Annotated in this window: 14 protein-coding genes; 3 read left to right on the top strand and 11 right to left on the bottom strand. The window is 41.6% G+C overall.

Annotated features, from left to right (window positions below):
- On the bottom strand, positions 1 to 412 hold a 412-nt coding region (locus ACTIE0_RS14290; protein WP_315641288.1), incomplete at its 3' end, for an Rpn family recombination-promoting nuclease/putative transposase.
- A gap of 19 nt (positions 413 to 431) precedes the next feature.
- Entirely contained in the window at positions 432 to 1,151 is a 720-nt protein-coding gene (locus ACTIE0_RS14285; protein ID WP_006625314.1) for a lysophospholipid acyltransferase family protein, read from the bottom strand.
- Between the two features lie 148 nt (positions 1,152 to 1,299).
- On the opposite strand from ACTIE0_RS14285, the gene ACTIE0_RS14280 reads away from it, so the two are divergent.
- On the top strand, positions 1,300 to 1,998 hold the full coding sequence (locus ACTIE0_RS14280; RefSeq protein ID WP_006670199.1) for a pentapeptide repeat-containing protein: 699 nt from the start codon (positions 1,300 to 1,302) through the stop codon (positions 1,996 to 1,998).
- A gap of 67 nt (positions 1,999 to 2,065) precedes the next feature.
- Here ACTIE0_RS14280 and ACTIE0_RS14275 read toward each other — a convergent pair whose 3' ends face one another.
- The 9 genes from ACTIE0_RS14275 to ACTIE0_RS14235 all read right to left on the bottom strand — a co-directional run bounded on the left by ACTIE0_RS14275 (position 2,066) and on the right by ACTIE0_RS14235 (position 19,516).
- Positions 2,066 to 4,168 (bottom strand): M3 family metallopeptidase, encoded by a 2,103-nt coding sequence (locus ACTIE0_RS14275; RefSeq protein ID WP_006670200.1) that lies wholly within the window; start codon positions 4,166 to 4,168, stop codon positions 2,066 to 2,068.
- Positions 4,169 to 4,346: 178 nt separating this feature from the next.
- Entirely contained in the window at positions 4,347 to 6,407 is a 2,061-nt protein-coding gene (recJ, locus tag ACTIE0_RS14270; protein ID WP_006625317.1) for a single-stranded-DNA-specific exonuclease RecJ, read from the bottom strand.
- 72 nt (positions 6,408 to 6,479) lie between these two features.
- Positions 6,480 to 7,721: an MFS transporter gene (locus tag ACTIE0_RS14265; RefSeq protein WP_006625318.1), complete on the bottom strand. Its 1,242-nt coding sequence runs from the start codon at positions 7,719 to 7,721 to the stop codon at positions 6,480 to 6,482.
- 94 nt (positions 7,722 to 7,815) lie between these two features.
- Positions 7,816 to 11,019: a PAS domain S-box protein gene (locus ACTIE0_RS14260; protein WP_039933581.1), complete on the bottom strand. Its 3,204-nt coding sequence runs from the start codon at positions 11,017 to 11,019 to the stop codon at positions 7,816 to 7,818.
- 58 nt (positions 11,020 to 11,077) lie between these two features.
- Complete coding sequence (locus ACTIE0_RS14255; RefSeq protein ID WP_006670203.1) at positions 11,078 to 16,915, bottom strand: AAA family ATPase; 5,838 nt, start codon at positions 16,913 to 16,915, stop codon at positions 11,078 to 11,080.
- 4 nt (positions 16,916 to 16,919) lie between these two features.
- Complete coding sequence (locus ACTIE0_RS14250) at positions 16,920 to 17,069, bottom strand: hypothetical protein (protein ID WP_193521113.1); 150 nt, start codon at positions 17,067 to 17,069, stop codon at positions 16,920 to 16,922.
- Between the two features lie 118 nt (positions 17,070 to 17,187).
- Complete coding sequence (locus tag ACTIE0_RS14245; protein WP_006670204.1) at positions 17,188 to 18,135, bottom strand: glycosyltransferase family 2 protein; 948 nt, start codon at positions 18,133 to 18,135, stop codon at positions 17,188 to 17,190.
- Positions 18,136 to 18,193: 58 nt separating this feature from the next.
- Complete coding sequence (locus ACTIE0_RS14240) at positions 18,194 to 19,024, bottom strand: hypothetical protein (protein ID WP_006670205.1); 831 nt, start codon at positions 19,022 to 19,024, stop codon at positions 18,194 to 18,196.
- A 60-nt stretch (positions 19,025 to 19,084) separates the two neighbouring features.
- On the bottom strand, positions 19,085 to 19,516 hold the full coding sequence (locus ACTIE0_RS14235; protein ID WP_006670206.1) for a nucleotide-diphospho-sugar transferase superfamily: 432 nt from the start codon (positions 19,514 to 19,516) through the stop codon (positions 19,085 to 19,087).
- An 83-nt stretch (positions 19,517 to 19,599) separates the two neighbouring features.
- Here ACTIE0_RS14235 and ACTIE0_RS14230 point away from each other — a divergent pair, with 83 nt between their 5' ends.
- Together ACTIE0_RS14230 and ACTIE0_RS14225 are read left to right on the top strand one after the other, a co-directional pair.
- Positions 19,600 to 20,814, top strand: a complete 1,215-nt coding sequence (locus tag ACTIE0_RS14230; protein ID WP_006670207.1) for a glycosyltransferase family 4 protein — start codon at positions 19,600 to 19,602, stop codon at positions 20,812 to 20,814.
- Positions 20,815 to 20,853: 39 nt separating this feature from the next.
- Positions 20,854 to 22,566, top strand: a complete 1,713-nt coding sequence (locus ACTIE0_RS14225) for a hypothetical protein (RefSeq protein ID WP_006625327.1) — start codon at positions 20,854 to 20,856, stop codon at positions 22,564 to 22,566.
- Positions 22,567 to 22,667 lie beyond the last annotated feature (101 nt).

The following is a 22,667-nucleotide window of genomic DNA, read 5'->3' as shown; positions in this document are numbered from 1 at the left end:
GTAATAATCCCGGCACATTTATAAACGTATCTACGGATTCTTCCCAGAGTCTAATTACCTGAAATTGATGGCGAGTTTGAGCTATTTCTAGCTGGGTTTGGTAGACTAAATCCGAGGAACTTTCCCTTAAATAAATTACCACTTGCTGCATGGAGCATTCTGGGAACCGACGATAGACCCGCACCCAATAATCTAACATCCTAAACGGAATAGTTGGGTCCGGTTGGGTCTGAAATTCCAGATGCAGGATGACTCCCTCTGATTTCAGCAAGATGAGACTATCAGCCCGAATTGGCTCTAGGGAAAGTTCCGACGGGCTGAGTTCAGTCAGGGGAATGGGTTCTCCCAATAACCACTGGGCTAAATCCGCCGGAAACGTCTCAGCCAGGAACTTGCAAACATTGTCAAACATATTAGTATTATACCCCAATCTACGGGCGGTTGTGGGGAGTCTGTAAGGAGTCAGAAAAGAGTATTTTTAAAGCCTGTTCTAAATTAGCTGTAATCCTTTTGGTGGCTGTTTTTTTTGACTCACCATCTTCTGTGTCAACCGGAATGGGAGCGCCAATGTTTACCTTAACCCGCGTTCCTTTAGAAATGGGAGGTTGTCGATCATAACAAATGGCGATGGGAATAATTGGTAACTTGAAATCGGGTTGATTGGCGATCGCTTGTAGTGCAATTCTGGCTACACCTGATTTAATCGGGTGAATTTGATTATCTTGAAAAATATGTCCCTCTGGAAACAGTACCAACATTTCCTGATTTTGGAGAAGTTCGACACTATATCTAATGCTGGCGGTTCCTGGATTTTCGCGATTAACGGGAAATCCTCCCAACTTTTTGACAAACCACCCCTGGAGTCCTTGGGTTTGTTCCCATAAAACCATGTATCGCAAATCCCTCCCCGTAACTGACCTTCCAGCAACGTAGCCTAAGATCAGGGGGTCCCATCGCGAACGGTGGGTGGGGGCTAAAATTACCGGTCCTTCCCGTGGAATATACTCTTGACCCTCTACTTCAATTTGTTGAAAATATAGAGGCATGAAAATTCGACCCATCAGCCAGTAAGTGAGGGGGGTTAACCATGGGGAAACCTCGGATTCAAAGGAGTTTGAAGAGTTGCAACTAGGGGATGTTTGGTTTGACATTAGTATAGACACCTGAAATTTAGCTTTCCTTAATCATAACCCCTCTGAGTTTATTAATAATTATGATAATTATGGCGATCGCACTTCCGGTTATGTTATACACATAAAGGTTATCATAGAATGTGATGAGCTATTTAATTTAAGGATAATGAAACTGCTAAAATTGGCAATATCAATTGTACTCTGTATTGCACTTGGCTGGGGATTGATGCCCCCGGTTAATGCTGCCAATTTATCTGATCGCGATCGCTTACTTAAACAAAATGTCTGTGTCTCATTTTTGTGGAAAGTGTGTGATCTACAGGGTGCTGATCTCCGAGAACTTGATATAACTGGCGCTAACCTAACTAGGGCAAATTTACAAGGAGCCAATTTACAAAATGCTATATTACAGAAAGCGCGACTAGGTGGAGCCAAATTACAGGGAGCTAATTTACAGGGAGCCAAACTTTTTGAAGCTGACCTAAATCATGCTAATTTGATGAGTGCTAATCTCAATGATTCGGAACTATTAAAAGCTAATTTAACCTTAGCTAATTTACAGGGCGCTTATCTACAAAGTGCTAATTTAATCGAAGCTATACTCTGGGGTGCTAACCTAATTGGTGCTGATTTACAGCAGGCTAGTTTACAAAGTGCTAACTTAGAATATGCTAACTTAGCTGATAGTAATTTGAGGGAAGCTGACCTGCATAGTTTTTCTTTCCGAGAATTTCAAAAACCTACTAATCTGAGTCATGCTAACTTGGAAGGGGCTAATTTAGTTAATGCTAATGTGCGGGGTGTTATTTTAGAGGGGACAATTATGCCAGATGGGTCTATTTACCAGGAAAATACAGCCCTATAGATATTGTTAGTGTTCAGTTGTTCGGGAGGTGCGTCATAGGTATCTGACGCACCAATTTTCCCTGAGACTAAGCTCTAAGAGCTGGAACTAACCCCGAATGAATCAGTAATGGTTTGGTACTAGGTTCTCGTCCTCGGAAAGATTTAAACACCTCCATAGGGTGCAAACTGCCGCCTAGGGCTAATACGGTATGGCGGAATTTTTCCCCAATAGAAACCACGGCGGAATCATTATCTAATCCAGCTTCCTCAAAGGCGGCAAAAGCGTCGGCGCTGAGAACTTCCGCCCATTTGTAGCTGTAATATCCGGCGGCATATCCTCCGGCAAAAATATGACCGAAACTACATAAAAATGCGTCTTCTGGAAGAGGTGGTAAAACGGTGGTTTCAGCAGCAAGACGTTGACGCACATCATTGACAGTTTCTTTACCTCCGGGTTGGTAACGGTGGTGTAATTCCAAATCGACCAAGGAAAAATGAATTTGTCGTAACATGGCTGTACCACTCATATAATTGCGGGAGGCAAGTATTTTTTGGTAATAGTGTTCTGGGAGAGTTTCCCCGGTTTCGTAATGTTTAGCCATCCCAAATAATGTAGAGCGATCATAACACCAGTTTTCCATAAATTGGCTGGGTAATTCCACGGCATCCCACTCTACATTATTAATACCAGATGCGCCAGGATAATCCACGGTGGTCAGCATATGTTGTAAACCATGACCAAATTCGTGGAATAGGGTTTCTACCTCGGAGAAGGTCATTAAACTCGGTTTTCCGTCTACAGGTGGGGTCTGATTGCATTGTAAATAGGCGACGGGAAGGCGAATTTTAGTGATACCATCTTCGATGATTTTGGCGCGGTTAATGCAGTCAGCCATCCAAGCGCCGCCTCGTTTTTCGGCGGGACGACTGTAGGGGTCTAGGTAAAAATAGGCGATCGCATTTTTATGTTCATCAGCTACTTGAAAATAGCGGACATCAGGATGCCAAATTGGGGCCAAACCATCGGCGGGCGTAATGGTAACATTAAAGATGCGCCGCACCAGTTCAAACAAGCCATCCAGAACTTGATTTAGGGGAAAATAGGGGCGCAGTTCTTCATCTGTATAGGCAAATTTTTCTGACCTTTGGCGTTCCGACCAAAAGCTAATATCCCAATGTTTCAGATCGGATTTTTCCCCTTGGGATTTAGCATAGGCTTTCAGTTCTTCAAATTCCTGAACTCCTGCTTCATAGCTAACTGTTCGCAGTTCTTCTAGGAGTTGTTCAACGGCGGCGACATCGGGAGCCATTTTACTGGCTAAACTCAGTTCTGCGTAACTAGAAAAACCGAGAATTTCTGCTTTCTCTTTACGCAGTTTTAAAATGCGTTCAATTAAGGGAAAATTGTTGAGTTCTCCCTCGGAGGCGCGACTGATATAAGCGCGATATACGGTTTCGCGTAAATCTCGGCGGGTGCTATATTTAAGAAACGGTCCAAAACTGGGAAAGTCTAAAGTAATTCGCCAGGGTCCGTTTTCTGGGGTGGCGTTTTCTTCCCCGGCTTCTCTGGCTGCTTGGGCTGCTAGACTGAGTAAGCTGGGGGGTAAGCCGTCTATTTCTTCTGGGGTGGTTAGGGTGAGGCTAAAGGCTTTGGTTGCGTCAATTACTTGGTTAGAAAATTGGGTAGAAAGTTCGGCTAATTCTAGTTCAATAGCGTTAAAGCGATCGCATATTTCTCCGGTTAATCCTACCCCAGATAATTCCGCATCTCTAATGGTGGCTTCTACAATCCGTTTTTGAGCAGGTTCTAGGGATTCCCAATCGGGTGATTCTGCTAACGCTTTAAATGCCTTGTATAGGGGTTGGCTTTGGTTCAGACGGTTGATAAATTGAACCACTTGGGGCTGTACTGTTTGATGGGCTTCTCGCAGTTCTGGGCTATTTTTAACACCCATCAGATGATTAATTATACCCCAACTCCAGACTAGACGTTCTTGGAGTTCCTGGAGAGGTTCAACTAATCCTGACCAGGTGGGTTCGGCGTTTTCTTCTAATTTACTAAGGGTGGTTTCTAGTTCCTCTAAAAGTTGGGTGATTCCTGGGACTACATTATCTGTAGTAATATCTGCAAAGGGGGGAAGTCCTTTTCCGATTAAAAGTGGATTCTGGGTCATAGTGTTATGATTCATCAATTGACATCAATGCTATCGCTACTTTTGGTATAGCATAATAATATAATCTCTGCTTGAATAGTTATCAACTGATAATTAACTATCTGGTTGGGTGGGGCGAGTTGAGTAATGTTGGTGGTGGTGAATTTAATTGACAGTGGAACCCGACCCTACAGGATTCCTTGATTTGAGGTGGTTAATTGTTCAAAAAGGGTAATTTTACACCCAGGGCGGCTTGGGCGGCTTCGATTAATTTCATAAAAAAGGGGTGAGAAATATCAACAGTTTTGGCTGCGGATCGACTAATTCCTAATAACCCGGTTTTTTGTCCAGGTTGAATAGCTAGAACCTCTCCCTTTTGGTTACGAATTCTTAATTCCCAGTTGTCTCCAATAGGAGTAATATTACACTTGTAAGTCCGATCGCAATAATTAAATTCAGCTAGGCGGCGATGTAGAGGAACAAAGGTTTCTGGAAGTCGCACACCCACAATTTCTAACTCGATCGCCGTTTGATTATTCCAGGTATTTTTCCGTAATTTATAAGCAAAATCCAGGGGGGAAGGGAGGGGGAAATAATCAGCCCACCGCCAGGCGATCGCAGATATAGTAGGTAAAACAGCCATGGTGATTTCCGGTGGTAAATCTTGAGATAAAGTTAGTTTAATATGACTTTTGCCGACTATTTTTTGATGGACAATTCGCAGCTTAGGAGTCCAAAAAACTGGCTCACTATTGGCAATCCCACAGGGTTGTATTTTATCAATTTGGTCATATAATTTATAGTTAATATCTCTCAAATTTATGCTCACATCAACATTAATTAAAGGTCGGAGATGTTCTACTTGCAGACATTGATGAGCAAATTCACTCAAGCGCTGTTTAAACTTAGGCAAATTAGCCGCCGGTAAAGAAAAGCCACCAGCCGCTTTATGTCCGCCAAATTTACCGAGGAGATCTTGACAAAATTGCAGTGCTTCAAACACATGAAATTCTGGAATCCCCCGCGCCGAACCCCGCAGATTTTCCTCGTCTTCATAAGTACAAATAAATACCGGAACTCCGTAGCGTTCCACCAGTCGGGAAGCCACAATTCCAATAACTCCATGATGCCATTTTTTTTGACAGGGAACTAAAACCCGTTCTTGTTCAAGGTTAATATTACTATTTTCATACCAAGCAATAGCTTCCTGTTCAATATCCGCACAAAGCTGTTTCCGTAGTAGGTTAGTTTCTTCGCACTCTTTCGCCTGTTCTAACGCGGTTCCCATGTGGTCAGTAGTTAACAGTTCAATCACCACCTGGGGATGTCCAATGCGTCCGATCGCATTAATCCGAGGTCCGAGGCGAAAGCCGATATCTTCTGGTTTCATCGAAGTAGTAGAATTAGTTAAATTAGGCTGTTGGTTAGCCAATCCTGCTATTTGAATTAATGCTTGGACTCCCGCAATTTTAGACTCCGGAAGAATTTTTAACCCCCGTTTAACCCAACGGCGATTCACTCCATTTAAGGGAGCCATATCAGCTATAGTCCCTAGGGTAAATAGTTCCAATAACTGCCAGCGCAAACTCTCCCATTCTCCTCTAAGTTTCGCTAAGGATAGGGCTAATATATAAGCGACACCAACTCCAGCCAAGCCATAATAGGGGGAAGTTTTGGGCAGTAATTTGGGATTGAGAATAGCATCAGCGTTAGGGAGTTGGGGAGGCAGATCATGGTGGTCGGTGATAATCACAGTTAGCCCCAATTCTTTCGCCCTAGCCACCGGAGCGATCGCCGAAATACCATTATCCACAGTGATAATTATGGAGATACCCTGATCGTGAAATTCCTCGACAATGCGATTATTGATACCATAGCCTTCTTGCATCCGACTAGGAATTGCTGATGTAATATCTGCGCCTAATTGAGAAATGGCTCTAATTAATAACGCTGTACTGGTCATCCCATCAGCATCATAGTCCCCACAGATGGCAATTTTTTGTTGATTATCAATGGCATTTTGCAGCAATTGGACAGTTTTGGGTAAGTCGGGGAACTCCTCCATAGGTTCCGGGAGAGTTTGGGATTGGGGGTTAAGGAAGGCTTCGGCTTGTTCTTTGGTTTCGATTCCCCGGTTGATCAGGATTTGGGCAATAATAGGGTGAACCCCGGTGGTTTCAGATAGACTCTGGGCAATTTCGGGGCGTTCTGGGAAAATATACCAGCGCTGTTTTGGTAGTAGTGGTTCTGTGGTGATGGGAGGTTTGTCTTCCACGGTGACTCAAATTGCCAATGTTTTCATCCTTGATCGTAATAATTATATCAGGGGTTCGCTATTGAGGAAGTATCAGTTAATGGCATAACTATCTTTACCACGACCAACAGCAAATCGGAAAGATTCGCGCAGGTTGCGACTAGACTGGGTGATAAATAATAGTAGGGCGACGGCGGCTAAACCTGTGTTGATGGTGAATAGGTTACGATATCCTACCACATCGGCGATGGAACCGAAAATCGGTCCGGCGAGGGCTAATCCTAAATCAAATCCCCCTAAACAAATTGAGAAAAATTGGCCTCTTTCCTGGGGTAAACAGCGATCGGCGATTAGGGTTAACATCATCGGAATGGTAATTCCTGCGGCGGTACCTTCAAATAAACCAGCCAGCAAGACATCAAAATTGTTATTGGCGATCGCTAGGATGAACATCGAAACTAGATAACATATCAGACCTGTGGTGATAAAAATACCCCGACCATAGCGGTCAGAGGCGCGACCCATGGGTAGACGGACGGCAAAACTGGCGATCGCTTTCATGCTATAAAATAGCCCCGGATTGAGATTTAGCCCAGAATCTTGGATATATAGGGGGATAAAAGTTACTAAAGTGCCGAAAATTAGCCCCACCATCAACAGAACTAAGGCTGGGATTTTCAATGCTGGACTTCCCAGACGCTGGAGATAATTAGCTATGGGTGATCCCTTTGTTTGTGACTGGTCGCTGGTTTCTGGGTTTCTTGAGGCTTCTAATACCTGAGAAATTGCCAAAAGTGATAATAGCCCAAAAACAGTACCACTGATAAACAGAGGACCATAACCCATTCCCGCCTGGATAAAACCGCCTAAAGCTGGACCAATAGCCATACCAATGGGGGCTACCAGACTCATATAACCGACTATTTCCCCGCGACGGTTTTCTGGGGCTAAATCTGTGACTAGGGCTGTGTAGCCAATGGTAAAGGCTGCTATGCTGATGCCATGAAAAGCCCTTAATAAAGCCATTAACGGCATCGAATCAGCGAATAAATAGCCAAGGGGTGCTACGGTCGCGACTATTGTCCCGATCAGCAATACTAGCTTTCTGCCTCGTTTATCTGCTAGGGGACCCAGGAAGACGCGGGAGGGTAGCAGTCCTAGGGCAAAAGCCCCCATAACTAAGCCTATTTGTTGCTTAGTCCCCCCCAGATAGGCAATATACAGGGGGAGGGTCGGTAGCAATGTAGTAATGGCAGACCAGAAACATAGACCCGCTATAAACAGCATCAGCAGGCTGCGTCGCTGTCGGGTTTTAATTATAAATAGGATATTCAAGGGAAAACTCCATAAGCAATGGTGATTAGTATAGAGTCTTCACTGGGGGATTGAGGGGGATTAAGGGGATCTGAGACTTTTGATAGAGGCTATCTCAACTCAGGGGTAGCTTAATCATAAATTCGCTTCCTTCCCCCAACACTGAGGTAAAATTTAACTCGCCTCGGTGATTTTGGGTGATAATTTGATAGCTGGTGGGTAATCCCATACCTGTGCCTTGACCAATGGGTTTAGTGGTGAAAAATGGGTTAAAAATTTTGCCTTGAACTTCTGGACTCATACCGATGCCATTATCTTTAATGGCAATGAATATAGCCAGTGAATCTAAAGATGTAGTAATGGTGATTTTACCACTATAGTCAGCGTCTGTTTGATGATTGTGTCGCTCCTCAATAGCCTGTATGGCATTGGCTAATACATTCAAAAACACCTGATTTAATAAGCCAATATAACACTCATAATCTGGCAAATCACCATAATCTTTAATCACTTCTATGGGGGGATTTCCGGCTCTCCCATTTAACCGATTTTGTAAAATGACTAGGGTGCTTTCTAAATTTTCATGGAGGTCTACTGCTTTTAATTTGGCTTCGTCTAAGCGCGAGAAGGTTCGCAGGGATTTGACAATATCACGAATGCGCTCGGCTCCGGTTTTCATGGAATTGATGATTTGGGGTAAATCTTCTTTAATAAAATCTAAATCAATCTCTTCGATAAAATCTGCAATATTGGGGGCAGGTTCTGGATAATATTGTTTATATAATTTGATTAGATGTAATAAATCTTCCGTATATTGGGATGTGTGGCTTAAGTTACCATAAATAAAACTAACCGGGTTGTTAATTTCATGGGCAACCCCGGCAACTAATTGACCCAGACTTGACATTTTTTCTGATTGGATTAACTGCATTTGGGTGTCTTGGAGTTCTCGGTAAGCACGTTCAATTTCTTGGCTTTTGGCTTGGGATTCTTGATAAAGTTGGGCTTGTTGAATAGCGATCGCCACTTGATTAGCAATGTTTTTTAAGAGGTCAATTTCATCATCTTGCCAAGGTGCATCTCCCTGGCTACGACCTAATTCAAAAGCCCCAATTTTGCTTTCTGTATGAATGGGTAAGGCTAAATAAAGTGTAATCCCCATTCCCTGAAAAAAATCTACTTCTTTTTGGTCTTCTGATGTCCTAATATCCAAACTATAAAATTCTTCCCTAAATATTTTTTCAAATAACCGGGGAAAATCATTCAATTGATAAGGACCAAGCCAACTGGTAAATCCTGGCTTTTTCTGCTCTGTCACTACTTCCCATATACCGGAATCATCATGATGGTTATACCAACCAAAGCTACAAATATCTACTTTGAGTTCCGCAAAAATTGCATTAACTGCATTTTGTAAAATTGTATCTAAGTCGAGGGAATTGCGAATTTCTGTGCTAATATGACTTAACAGTTGAGTGCGGGTGAGTAGAGAACGTAAGGCTTCTTCTGTTTGGCGATCGGTTATATCTATGACAATGCCAAACATCCGCACCAGTTGACCATCTCTAAACTCTAATTCAATGCGACTATTAATATAGCGAATTTCTCCATTAGGACGGATAATACGCGCATCAAAGTTTTGAGGAATACCTTGGTTAGCTTCACCAACTCTCTGTAAAAAGAAGTCACGATCTTCGGGGTGATAAAGTTGGAGATTTTGCTCAAAATTTGGCTCTCCTTGGTCGGGGTCTAAGCCAAAAATGTTAAAAACCTCTTCCGACCAAGTAATTTTTTGGGTGGTAATATCAAAAGACCAGTAACCTAAATGGGCAACTTCTTGGGCTTTTTTTAATTGTTTACTAAGTTCGGCAAGGGTTATTTCATAAGCTTTACGTTCGGTAATTACTTCTGTATACATCAGTAAGCCACCAATGTTACCATTCCCATCAATCCAAGGACGAATTTCCCAACATACCCAGTCTGAACCTCCATCATCACGCATCCATAAATCGGCTTCTGATTTCTCGGTTACTCCTGTTAAACAACGGCTATGAATATCTTTCCAATGTTGGGGAATATCGGGGAAAATTTCATAGTGCGATCGCCCGATAATTTCTTGATTTTCTAAGCCATATTGTTGATACCAAGCCCGGTTAGCGACTAGGTATCGCATCTGGGTATCAAACATGGCGATCGCAGCGGGAGTCACATCACATAGAGTGCGCCAAATTCCCTCACTCTCACGCAATTTATTTTCAGCTTCTTGGCGATCGGAAATATCATAATTAATGCCAATAAACCTGATGGGTTTTCCTTGTTGATCCCACTCTACCACTTTACCCCTGGCAAAATTCCATCTATAGGAACCATCTTTGCAGCGCAGGCGATGTTCATTTTCATAAATTGGTATTTCACCTCGGATGTGTTTTTGGATTTGTTCATGAACTAACTCTATATCCTCTGGATGTACACGACTTTCCCATGATTCTAGGGAATCCTTAATTTCATCACTTTGGTAGCCTAATATGGTTTTCCAACGACTATCAAAATATACTTGTTGGGTTTGTGGGTTCCATTCCCAAGTGGCAATATTTGCAGATTCTAAAGCTAATTGTAGTCGTTCGCGTTCAGCTTGGTTAGCTATTTCCTGACGGGCGATCGCTCGACTGAGAAGCATTCCGGCTAGGGATGCGATCGCCACTGATAATAGCAGGCTATTGGTAGCAATATAATTCCGCATTTTTTGGGCTTTTGCTAACTCTAATTCTGCCAGTTTTAGCTGTTTTCTAGTACGATTGGTTACCTCAGTTAGCTGGTCGGGTAATTCGATAAAATTAGCAAATTCTGGGCTTTGGATAAGTGCAATTAACTCTTGCTGTGCAGCTTGTATTTGGTCATCGGCAAAATTTAATCCTTCTACTGCTGTAGCAAATCTGTTTAATCTTTCGGCAAAAATCCCCACAGTTTCCTGATATTCAGAAAATAGTAATTGCAGTTCAGGCGTTTTTTTATCTTGATCAAGTTGTTCATATTCTGTTAGCAGATCATCAATTTCATCTAACCTTTGCATAAAGGCATTAACAGATTGCCGAAAACCCTCTGGTTCGGACAGATATGGAGATAGTTGTTTACTAGGTCGGTTGTATAATATCTTAACTTGTAAATGGTTGAGCAGTGCGTATTGGTTAACTACAGCATCCCGGTTGATTATAGCCGGTTTTTCATAGTAATTACCTACCAGTAAACCGATAGTAGTTCCGGTGATAGCAATTCCTAGGGTGGCAATATAGGTAGCCGCGATTTTTTGCTTTAATTTCATGGGAAAATATGTCTGATATAGGAACCTAATATTGGCAATCATTAACCATCTGACACGATTAACAAGGAATAGAAATCACAAATTCTGTACCCTCACCTAAAGTTGAATTTACTTCTAGCATACCTGAGTGTTTATCAACCACAATTTGTCTAGCGATCGCTAATCCTAAACCCGTACCTTTACCCACATTTTTGGTAGTAAATAAATGCTCAAATATTTTAAATTTGACATCATCACTGATACCCACGCCATTATCTTTAATCCGAATCCTGGCATAGTTGCCGTCACCAGATAACTCAGTTTTTACCAAAATATGATTATTAATTTCCCCATAATCTCGCCCTTTATTTGATTCATCTAAAGCATCAATAGCATTACTTAAAATATTCATAAATACCTGATTTAACTGTCCAGCATAACACTTAATATGGGGTAGATTACCGTATTCCTTAATTACTTGAATTTCTGGGCGCATCTGGTTAGCTTTTAGGCGATGCTTCAGAATCATCAATGTACTATCAATGCCATCGTGAATATGGCAAGCAACCGGGCGATCAGTATCGGCGCGGGAGAAAGTTCTTAAACTTACACTTAGATCTTGAATGCGTCCGACTGCCTCCCGCATTGCTCTAATTAATTTGGGCAAATCTTCTCGGATATAATCCAGTTCTATGGATTCTATTTTATCTTGAATCTCATCATCAGTCACAGAATATTTTTCTTGGTATAAATCAATCAAACCCAACAAGTCTTTAATATAATTAATCACCGGGGGAATATTGCACTTAATACAGCCCACGGGATTGTTAATTTCATGGGCAACACCTGCCACTAAATTTCCTAAAGCTGACATTTTTTCATTCTGCACCAGTTGCAGTTGCATAGTTTGCAGTTCCTGTAAAGTTTGCTCCAACTGCTGAGATTTTTCACGCAGTTTATTTTCAGCACGTCTGCGCGCATCAATATCAGTGCAAGTGCCAATCCATTCTTTCACACTACCATCTTTGGCGAAAATAGGGACTCCTTGAACAGCAAAATAACGGTAAATACCATCAGCGCCACGAATGCGGTATTCGGTCTTATATAAACTCTTAGTTTCCACTGCTTTTTGCCAAACTTTAGTAGTGTGAGGGAGATCATCAGGATGCAAGGCATTTAGCCATCCCCTTCCCTTGACTTCTTCTAGGGTTTGTCCAGTATATGCAATCCAATGAACTGTATCTAGGTTTTCTCCTTCAGGACTAGCCAGCCAAATAATTTGAGATGTAGCAGTGGCTAAATAACGATAACGTGCTTCACTTAATTCTAGTTTTTCTACATATTGTTTTAGTTTGTGATTATAAGTCTGTGATTCCTCATAAAGTCGCCCGTTTTCCAGAGAAATGGCAGCTTGAGAACAGAGAAATTTGAGCAACTCAACGCGATCGCTCGTAAAGGCTCCTATAGTTAAATTATTTTCCAAATATAAAATACCCATCAACTGACCTTGGTTGATAATCGGGATACAGATAACACTTTTAGGATGGTTATTTTGGATATAAGTATCAGCATAAAACCTGGGATTTATTCTGGCATCTGCCAGCACTAAATACTTGCCAGTACGGCGAACATTATTAACTACACTAATCGGCAAATCTTGACTAGCTTCTAGGGGAATTGATGGTAATATCTCCGGTGATTTTCCGGGTTCTAATATGGCAACTACATTAAATTTATCATCTTGTTTAAGCACCAATATACACTTATTAGCTCCCGCATTATTAATCACTATTTTTAACAAGTTACTAATCAGCTTGTCTAATTCAATTTCACTAGAAATAGCTTGAGATGCTTGCAGCAAAGTTGTTAAATCCAGGATTTCGGAAATGCTACTAGAAGTATGAGTAGAAGTCATCATACCCCTGGCAATAGTTTCCTTGAATAAATTAGTAGCACGAGGTCGGTGTAAAATCGGGTTCAACAGTTTAGGATAGCGTTTTTCTAAATCCGCCACCTTAGCTTTTGCACCCCATTTAGCATAACCATAATAGGCATCTTGCATATACCCAGCGGCAACTTTAGCTTTACCCCAATTTAGGTAAAATTTAGCCGCTAGTTCATTAGCTAAGGCTTCTTCTTGGATATATTTGTTGTCTTTGGCTCCGGTAATAGCGCGATCGTATAAATCAATAGCCTCTGCTTTTTCTCCAAAGAATCGACATTTTTCAGCCGCTAACAAATCAACTTTATGCTGATGATTATTGGGGGAAGACTCTGCCCATTCCGCTAATTTTTTCTGATGACTTTTAACCATATCCAGACTATAATCTTGGTCAATTTTTGACGTGGAGCATAAAGCTAAATAGGTTAAACCAGCATAGAAATGGAAAACCGGAATATAAATTGTTCCTCCCACTGCCATCAAATATTGATCAGCTTTGGCAATATATTCCCCAGCATGATGATATTCACCAAATAGATAAGCAAGAATCAATTTATAGATATAGACCACAGCCAGAGCAGTTAATTCATTATCATGATGATGCTTAGGAATCATCACTATTTCATTGTAGTCGTTCCCCTTCAATAAATATGGTGAATCGACAATTTCCCGAAAATTATACACCATCTGCTTTTTAATCTTCAGGTAGGTTAGGGGAGAATCTTGTTTGGCTTTCTCTAAAACTACACAGTAATTGTCAATTTCTCCTTCCCAATTATCTAGACGCACTCCCGCGAAGAAATTATCATAAAAGTAGTTAAAAATGTTATAACCAGCATAGAGAATTTGACCAGTTTCTATGGCTGCCATATAACCATTTTTGAGGGTAGGAATAGCGGATCTTAATGGTTCTTGGCGATGCTGAAGAAAAGTACCAAATAGCAGTAATGTCAGAGCTTTTAGTTTTCGGACATTAAACTTATCCAGTAAAATCAAGGCGACTCGCCCAAATTTATAACCTTTTTTAACCTCTCCTAAAAAGGCAGAAAGTACCATACCATAAATTGCATAACCAATGGTTGATGTAGGTGCATTACCAAACCTCAGAGATAAACTAACCATAGTGAACCCCAACAGAGGTAGTATAGTAGGATTTCCTAGAAAAATAGGAGCAAACAAAATCCCTAATAGTTCCATAGCCGCCAAGGTTTCTGGATCTTCCATAACTGGAAAGTTCACTAAATCCTCAATTTTTTTGCCTTCTAGTTGCTGAGAAATAGTTTCTAATGTTTTCGCGGTCAAGGCTTCATCTGGTTGGGACGAAAACTCAACTCCTAGTTCTTTAAGTGCATTTTCGGCTACAGCGATCGCTTCTAACATCCGACTCTGAGCAGTTAGGGCATTTATTTGAATCTCGTAAATTTTGACTTTATTAAGGATATTTTTAGATGATTTTTGCACCAAACTTGATAGGGTTTCCATGGTGTCAAAATCAGCATTTAAGTAGGCAGTTTCTGTCGCAGTAACATACATATTTAAAGCCAGTTGATACTGACTTTCCCAGCAGTCATCCGCCAGCAACTCTAGTCCAGTTTCCACCAAATTTCTCGCCGCCACATAAGCTGTAGAATTTCTGGCTTTTTGTGCTGCTGATAAGTTGAGTTGGGCTAAAGTTTCTCGTTCTTGGGTATCAGTTATTAAACCATGACCTAAATTCAAATGACCCACAATATCAAACAATTTTTCTTCTACTTCTGTCGGTGATAAGTTGTGCTGTAGCAATTGTCCAATTTGCAGATGAGTGGCTTGTTTTTGGTGGTCAGGAATTAAAGAATAACTGGCTTGTTGAATGCGATCGTGCAAAAATCGATAGGTGGGATTAGCTGCACTATTAAAAACCTCTTGATTGTCTGATTCAGTAAAAAATTTATAAATTTTAGTGGTCGGAATAATTAAGCCTTCTTGTAATGCTTTCCATAAAGCTACAGCCGTTACATGGGTTGGCTTCTGACTCACAATTGCTAAAGTATTTAAATCAAAATCCGACCCAATACAAGCAGCCAACTTTAAAAGATCTTGAGTATCTTTAGGCAATTTCTGCAATGGTAATGCCATGAACTCTACCACATCATCACTAAGGGTTAAGGCTTGCACTTTCGCCATATCACATTGCCATCCCCCTTGACTGAATCCTGGTTTAAATGAAGATTTTTTTTGCTCAAATACAATTAATTTTTCATCATGTAAAGCCTTGAGTAACTGGGTGGCAAAAAAAGGATTACCATGGGTTTTTTGGTAAACTAACTTAGCCAAGGATTTAGCCATAGATAATTGACAATTCAGGGTATCTGCTACTAACTGATTTATATCTAATTCTGGCAGAGGTGACAAGGTAATTGTATTAACTGTGGCTCCGCTTTGGATTATCTCATCAACGGTTAAAATAAACGGATGTACTGGTGAAACTTCATGATCTCGATAGGCTCCTAAGATTAACAAATATCCTTGAGTCTCTTGCATCAATAGTTGGAGTAAGTTTAATGATGCTGAATCTGACCATTGCCAATCATCTAAAAATATCACCAGGGGATGTTCTTGGCTGGTGAAAACTTGCAGGAATTTTTGAAACAGTAGATTAAAGCGATTTTGAGCAGCATTACCTGATAATTCTACCGCTGGTGGTTGCGGACCAATAATCTTTTCTAACTCGGGGATAACATCAATCAAAACTTGACCATTCTCTCCCACTGCTTCCAGAATCTCGGTTTTCCAGGTTTGAATTTTAGCATCAGATTCTGATAAAATTTGACCCATTAAATCCCGGAATGCTTGCACGAAGGCAGCCCAAGGTATATGACGATTAAATTGGTCATATTTACCTTTAATAAAATAGCCTCTTTGTCGGACTATGGGTTTATGAACTTCATTGATAACTGCAGTTTTACCAATTCCGGAAAAACCCGCCACTAGCATCATTTCGGTTTGATTCATATTGACTCTATCAAAGGCGGCTAATAGTTGCTGAACTTCGGCTTCTCGACCATAGAGTTTTTCGGGAATCATAAAGCGATCGCTTATGTCTTGTTGTGCGATCGCAAAGCTATCAATATTACCGGTTTCTTGTAATTGATGTAAACACTCCTCTAAATCATATTTAATTCCCAAGGCACTCTGATAGCGATCTTCGGCATTTTTCGCCATCAGTTTACTAACAATTTCTGATATCACTATAGGAATATTCGGGTTAATTTCGTGAATTGGTGGGGGCTGTTTGGCGAGATGACAATGTACCAACTCCATCACATCTGACGATTGAAACGGTAGTTTTCCGGTCAGCAATTCATAGCAGGTAACTCCCAGGGAATAGAAATCGCTTCGATAATCTATCCCTCGATTCATTCGACCTGTTTGTTCTGGAGAAATATAGCATAATGTCCCCTCTAAAATATGAGGATTTTTAACTTCTGGTGCTTCCCGTGGTAGTAAGAATGAAATACTAAAATCAATTAATTTAACTTGTTGATGATCAGGATTAATCAAAAGGTTGGCAGGTTTAATATCTTTGTGAATTACCCTGTTTTGGTGAAGATAATGTAGAGTGTCGGCAATTTGAATGGCAATTTTTAGAAAATCTTCCACATGAAAATAGTGATATTTGGTATGTTTATTTCTGGCTGATTCTAAATATTGGTATAGGGCAACTCCCCCACAATCTTCCATAATTAAAGCATAGCTATTACCATATACTTCTAAACTCAAGGGTTTAACAATATTGGGAAAGTCGAGATTTTTGGCAATAGTATATTGATGGCGAAATTGGACAAGTTCGTTAAAACTAGGGTATTCGTGTCGTAAAATTTTGATAACTACAGGTTGCTGGTCACTGCTACGAATGCCTCGATAAACTAGGGTTCTACTCCCTGTGTATAACTCTTCTGTGATTTTATAACCGGGTAAGTTGGCAATAATATTCATAACCTTAATGCTTCTGTTGTTTCTCGATTTTTATGGTTTTATGAATAGTCAAATAGTTAAAATGGCGATCGATATCTATGCTGCCACAGAAAAAAGGCCTGAAGCCCCCTAACTCCATGGCAACGTACTGACTCCTGCTTAGGTTATCAGCCACGCTTTTTGGGGCCGTAACACTTTAATTATAACCATACCATCTCTTATAGCTGTTGGGTTTGGGCTGGTGGCGTAGATTTACCCAAAACCCATCACAGCCTCAACTCCTAGGCAGGATTTTAGCTTTTAGCCCGCCGCAGAAGAGTAAAGATTTGTTTCCGTACAGGTTGAGGAAGCACAGAAATAGCCAACCCTGTCCAGGCTTTGGGGAGAGATGCTGATTGTCCGGCTACAATTAAGACTCGTCCGGCTTGTGTATCGCCAGTTTCTACCATTCGCAACCCTAATAAAAGTTGAGATTCAGCCAGGCGCGATCGCCTAATTGTTTCCAGCTTTTCTGATGGGAATTGGAAATTTTCTAAATAAGTGATTTGATCGCGTAAATAAGGAATAGCCCGGTTTAACCCTTGTTGTTCAGCATGAACCCGATATTCCATCAACCTTTGGGGAATATAATATCCCTGCTTTCCGGCTAAGGCGAGACGCACTAATAAATCATTATCTTCGCAGTTTTGAATATTCGGGCGCATATACCCCACATCAATTAAGGCTTGGCGACGACAGAGGGTAGCTCCTATTTGAAAACTTTGCTGAATAAATACTACTTCTAGGAGATTTTCAACTATACCTTCTGGGAGTTGGCTGCGTCCCCATTTGACCGAGTTAATATCTGTGGCGGTTTGGTCTCGGTTATTGTTAATATCAATTATCCAGTGGTCAGTCCCTACAAAATCAACGGTAGGGTTTTGCTCTAAAATGGCACTGGTTTTTTCGAGAAATTCTGGAGTCAGGCGATCGTCATCATCAAATTTAATAAAATATTCCCCCGTAGCCGCATCAAAACCCGATCGCATATTATTACTTTTGCCAATATTTTTTTGATGGCGAATATAGCGCAATCGCGGGTCTTCATAGCGAGACATAATCTCCACGGTTCCATCAGTCGAACCGTCATCACAGACAATTAACTCGAAATCTTGTTCGGTTTGTTCCAGAACACTGGCGATGGCGATCGGTAACAGGTTAACCCGGTTATAAGTAGGAATACAAACAGTAATTTTAGCCACAGAATCAGCTTAACTTTCACTCGACATGATCAAGTTTAATATGTCCTCGTCTTTTCTACTAGGGATTGATTAGTTCAATATCATAAAGACCAAATTCTTCTCGAATCTTCGGGGTTAATTTTCGGTAATCTAATAAACTGGCTTTCAGGTTTAGCAGTCTAACTTTCAGAGACATATTTTTCCGTTTTTCAATATTAACGAAATCTTCCGAAGATAGATTTTCACTATTTCCTAAAATATAAATAGACCCCACAAAAGGAAGTCGCTCAAGGTGGGATCCTTTCGACTCTACACCCCTCGTAAAATAATTATGACAATAGTAGAAATGATGAATATCTTTAGGAATTTGACTAGGGGATGTGATCGACTCAGGAATTCTTGCTAAAGTTTCCTCTGAGGCATCATATAAATCACTTCTAATAATATGAGTTGTGCCACAATAAAGATGGAACCCTTTACGCATGACTTTAATAACATTGCTATTATTATTATAGACATACCCTCTTTTAAAGAAGTAGCCATCAACTGATTTATTTTGGGCTACCAAATTAGCTAAACATCGGCTCACACAATCATCACCATCAGCCAGCATAATGTGATCACATCCGATTTCCTTGGCTAAACGAACTCCGGCGATTATTTTATACATTTTATCCACCCGTTTTTCGACTATTGTTGTCGGTACAGGCAAACTTAAATCCACCGTCAGGTAGTGTAAATTCGGATGTTCAAACTTAATATTAGGTTTTTCTTGACAGACTACAATCATCCGAAAATCAGGATGAGTCTGATTGCACATTGACCTAGCAGTTCTTTCCAGTAGGAGAGAAAGATTATCCCAAGATTTAGATATCTTACGACTTTTAATCGGTACGACAAAACCCAACATAAATGATTAACCTGTTTGAGATTTTCAACAATCAAAAAATTACCACCCTTTAGCAGTTAACTAAGTGATGATACGTTTGCTTGTTTTGTAGGTATCTAGTTTCAGAAACATATCATCTACCGGTTTCATCGCTAAAGTATCAGCATCATAAAATAAAAACTTATCAAAGTATCCTTGAAAAGCCGCCATTTTTCTCTGAAAACGCATTCTTGATTCAATGAGGCGAGCATTACTTTTCTGAAATGCTAGGGGATGGTTCATCCACACTTCTTTAGCAAAATCTTCCCATCGCTGGATCTCTTGCTGATCTTCATAAATGCTAACATTGGGGCGATCGCCAATTTCCTTTTTTACCTGCTCCATACGGTCATCATAGGGAATAATACAAATAGGTATATCTGGACTCACATTAACCTCTACGCTATTTAAAAAAGCTACCAGTTGATCGAAAACCACATCATTTGCTAAAGTGTATATACCACAAGATGCCATGGGGTCAACTCCTTAATCAGATCTAATTTGAATTAACAATTACCCAGTTAATTACTGAGACTTTCCCATCAACTTAAATGCCGATGAAAATTTTAATGATTTCTTCCACATTCCCCTATCCTCCTACCAAAGGTGGAACCCAAGTCCGTACCTTTAACCTACTCAAATTTTTGAGCCAGACACACCCTATTACTCTTGTAACACAACGCACCTCTGATGTCACTGATGATGACATTGAAGAACTCAGTCAGTGCGTAGATCGGCTCCAGGTGTTTCCCAGAAGTGAACCCGCAGAAGCAAACTGGGGCATTTTCGGCAAAATCTCTCGATTTGGCCAATTCCTACTCAGTGGCACTCCTCCCAATGTTAGAGCAACCTACTCGGTGGATATGCAGGAGTGGATTGATCAAGTAGTTGAAGACGAAGGCTATGATGTCATCACCTGCGAACATAGCATTAATGAGAGTTATGTGCGCCCCGAATGGAAAGACCGCTTAAAAACAGTCGTTAATGTCCACAGTTCAGTTTATGCAACCTGTCGGCAGCAGCTAGAGACTCAAACGGCAGAGAAACCCCTACGCGATCGCCTTAACCTTCCCCTACTTTATCGTTATGAGCAACAATATTGTACCAAATTTTCCTCCATTGTTGCCACCACTCCCGAAGACGGGGAACAGATGCAACACTTTAACCCCATAGCGAAGGTGGAAATTATCCCAAATGGCGTAAACTTTGAGCAGTTTCCCTATCGAACTTTCGACCCAGGTGGACATCAACTCATCTTTGTCGGAGCCATGGACAACATAGCCAACATTGACGCGGCTAGATTTCTCGCCCTAGAGATATTACCCCAGATCCAAAAACGCGCTTCAGATACCACCATTACTATCGTAGGAGCCAGACCCGTACCAGAAGTGTTAGAACTAGCCTATTGTCCAGGGGTAAACGTAACGGGTCGTGTACCTTCAATGGCAGAATATTTACATAAAGCCACAGTCTGTGTAATCCCAATGCGAACCGGGTTCGGCATCAAAAATAAAACCCTAGAGACTATGGCTGCCGGAGTTCCCTTGGTAGCGAGCGATCGCGGTTTAGAAGGTTTAGCCGTCGATGGTGAAGGAGTCGAACTGCGGGCTTTACGAGCTAACACAGTTGAGGAATATGTCCAACAGATAGCCAGGCTGTTTGAAAACCCAGATCTCAGACAAGAACTTTCTCAAAAAGCGCGATCGCTCATCGAAACTGAATATACTTGGGAACGAGCAGGTCAGCGCTATGAACAAGTCCTCATCGGTTGAAGGTCATCACCATAAAGTTAGGGGAGTCAGTTGCCAAATATGAACAATAGACAAGTCCGATTTAATCGACCCATAGACAAGAAATCCAGGGGGACTAATCAGAAACGCCAAGCTGTTTCACCCAGCCGCCAGAAACAACCATTATCACAGCAGCCCCCTTCCCGTCCCTTAGCCCAAAAGCCCAACGTGGCGGGTCAGGGCGGGGGCAATATCGGCCACCATAAACACAAGCCAACTGTCAGAACTCGCCAGTCCCCAAGCCCCCTATCAGTAGCACTAAAAAAGTGGTTAGCCGATAGTCTAGCCTTTAGCCTACTATTTGGTGGTTCAGCCCTATTCAGCGTCAGCGCTTGGTTTAGTTACCAACTGATTCTCAATCCTGACGTAGGAATTTGGCTTAATCAATTTCTACCCGCGAGTACCCAAATTCCCCTAAAACCCAACGATTATCTTTATAGCCTGGAGCAAATCCGAGAAGAACTCAAAGCCCAAGGTCGTTTTTTTGCTGAACCCCTACCCCTTCCTAATCGAGAAGTTTTAGGGGATATGAGCAATAGTGTCAGTACAGCTAGGCTAGAGGAAAGGTTATTCGCCCAAAATCCCTACCTCAAACCCTGGCGCTCATTCCTACTCCCCCATGAATCCCTCGTTCAAACACCCGTAGATCTGTTAATTCCAGTAATGCAGACCCGCGAATCTAGTACAACCATCCCCTGTCCCACTGGTTGTAAAGAAATTGTGGAACTGCGAGTTTATAAATCAGTACAAACTCCCTATCAAGCGGTGGGGACTCCTGAGTTATATCGCCTAGTTTATGAACTACCCGTCAACGGACCAGCAGAGTCTTTTGTACTGGCATCTTTGATTGGAACTCGTGCTAATCAGCAGGGCGGTAATAGACCACTACCCCTAACTGATATCACGACGTTTAAAAATAGGGTTCCTGAATCGGGAGTATGGTTTAACTTATATGGAACCCGTCTGGTGGGGGATACCCGAGTTCCCTACGGACATATAATTCATTACAACCCCAAACATTATCACCTCAGTTCGATGTTGGAGTGGAAAAGTGCTGCGGGACAGCATCCTATATGGGAAAACGTCACCGGGGGACCTTACCCAGAATTATTAGTTGAACAAACCATGGGACTTGAGCCACAATTCAGCATTTATCAAGTCCGACCCCGCCGCTTTGTTCCTAACCCCATTGAGTTAGTTAGCATCTCCCTAGATCAAGAAGTTGTTGACCACTATGCTTATCGAAGAGCTATTAGACTAGCTCGCAGCGGTTTGTGGTCTCCGGCTTTAAGTCTGATGCAACCCCTCAAGAACAATTCCGGCACCGGTGGCGATTATCCCCAAAAATGGCCAGCATTAGCGGAGGCACAACTGCAATTAATTCAGTTCCATGCCAGCATTACAGATGCTCAGGCTACAGCAGCTTGGGCAAGTCCGACTCAAAAGGTACTCGCGGGACTTATTGATGGTCGTTGGAGTGAAGCCCTAAATGTGGTTCAAAGCGCGAGCCTTAACCAAACCGAACTGTTAAACCTCCTACAGGCTGACGGGGGAAGAATCAAAAACCGCATTCAAGCAGCGCTGCTGGAAAACCCAGAAGAACCAGATTTGCAAGCCTGGGGCGCTCTCATTTTGGTGGCCCAATTCGGGAGAGATGAAGCGATCGCATGGTTAGAAACCCAATCTCAAGCCTCCCCAGACAACAAAACCCGCATTCGCCAATTGTTAGATTAATCCATTGGCTCTGGTGCTCTCTTAGGAGCATGATTTAATCTCAAATTAGGTTAATATTTTAGGGCAATATGGTATAAGAAGCGAGAAGAGTTGAGGATAAA

Origin of the sequence: Limnospira sp. (genome assembly GCF_051859755.1) — a bacterium.
Lineage (GTDB): Bacteria > Cyanobacteriota > Cyanobacteriia > Cyanobacteriales > Microcoleaceae > Limnospira > Limnospira fusiformis.
Note: the sequence above shows the minus strand (reverse complement) of the source record. Positions and strands in the feature narration are given on the sequence as shown.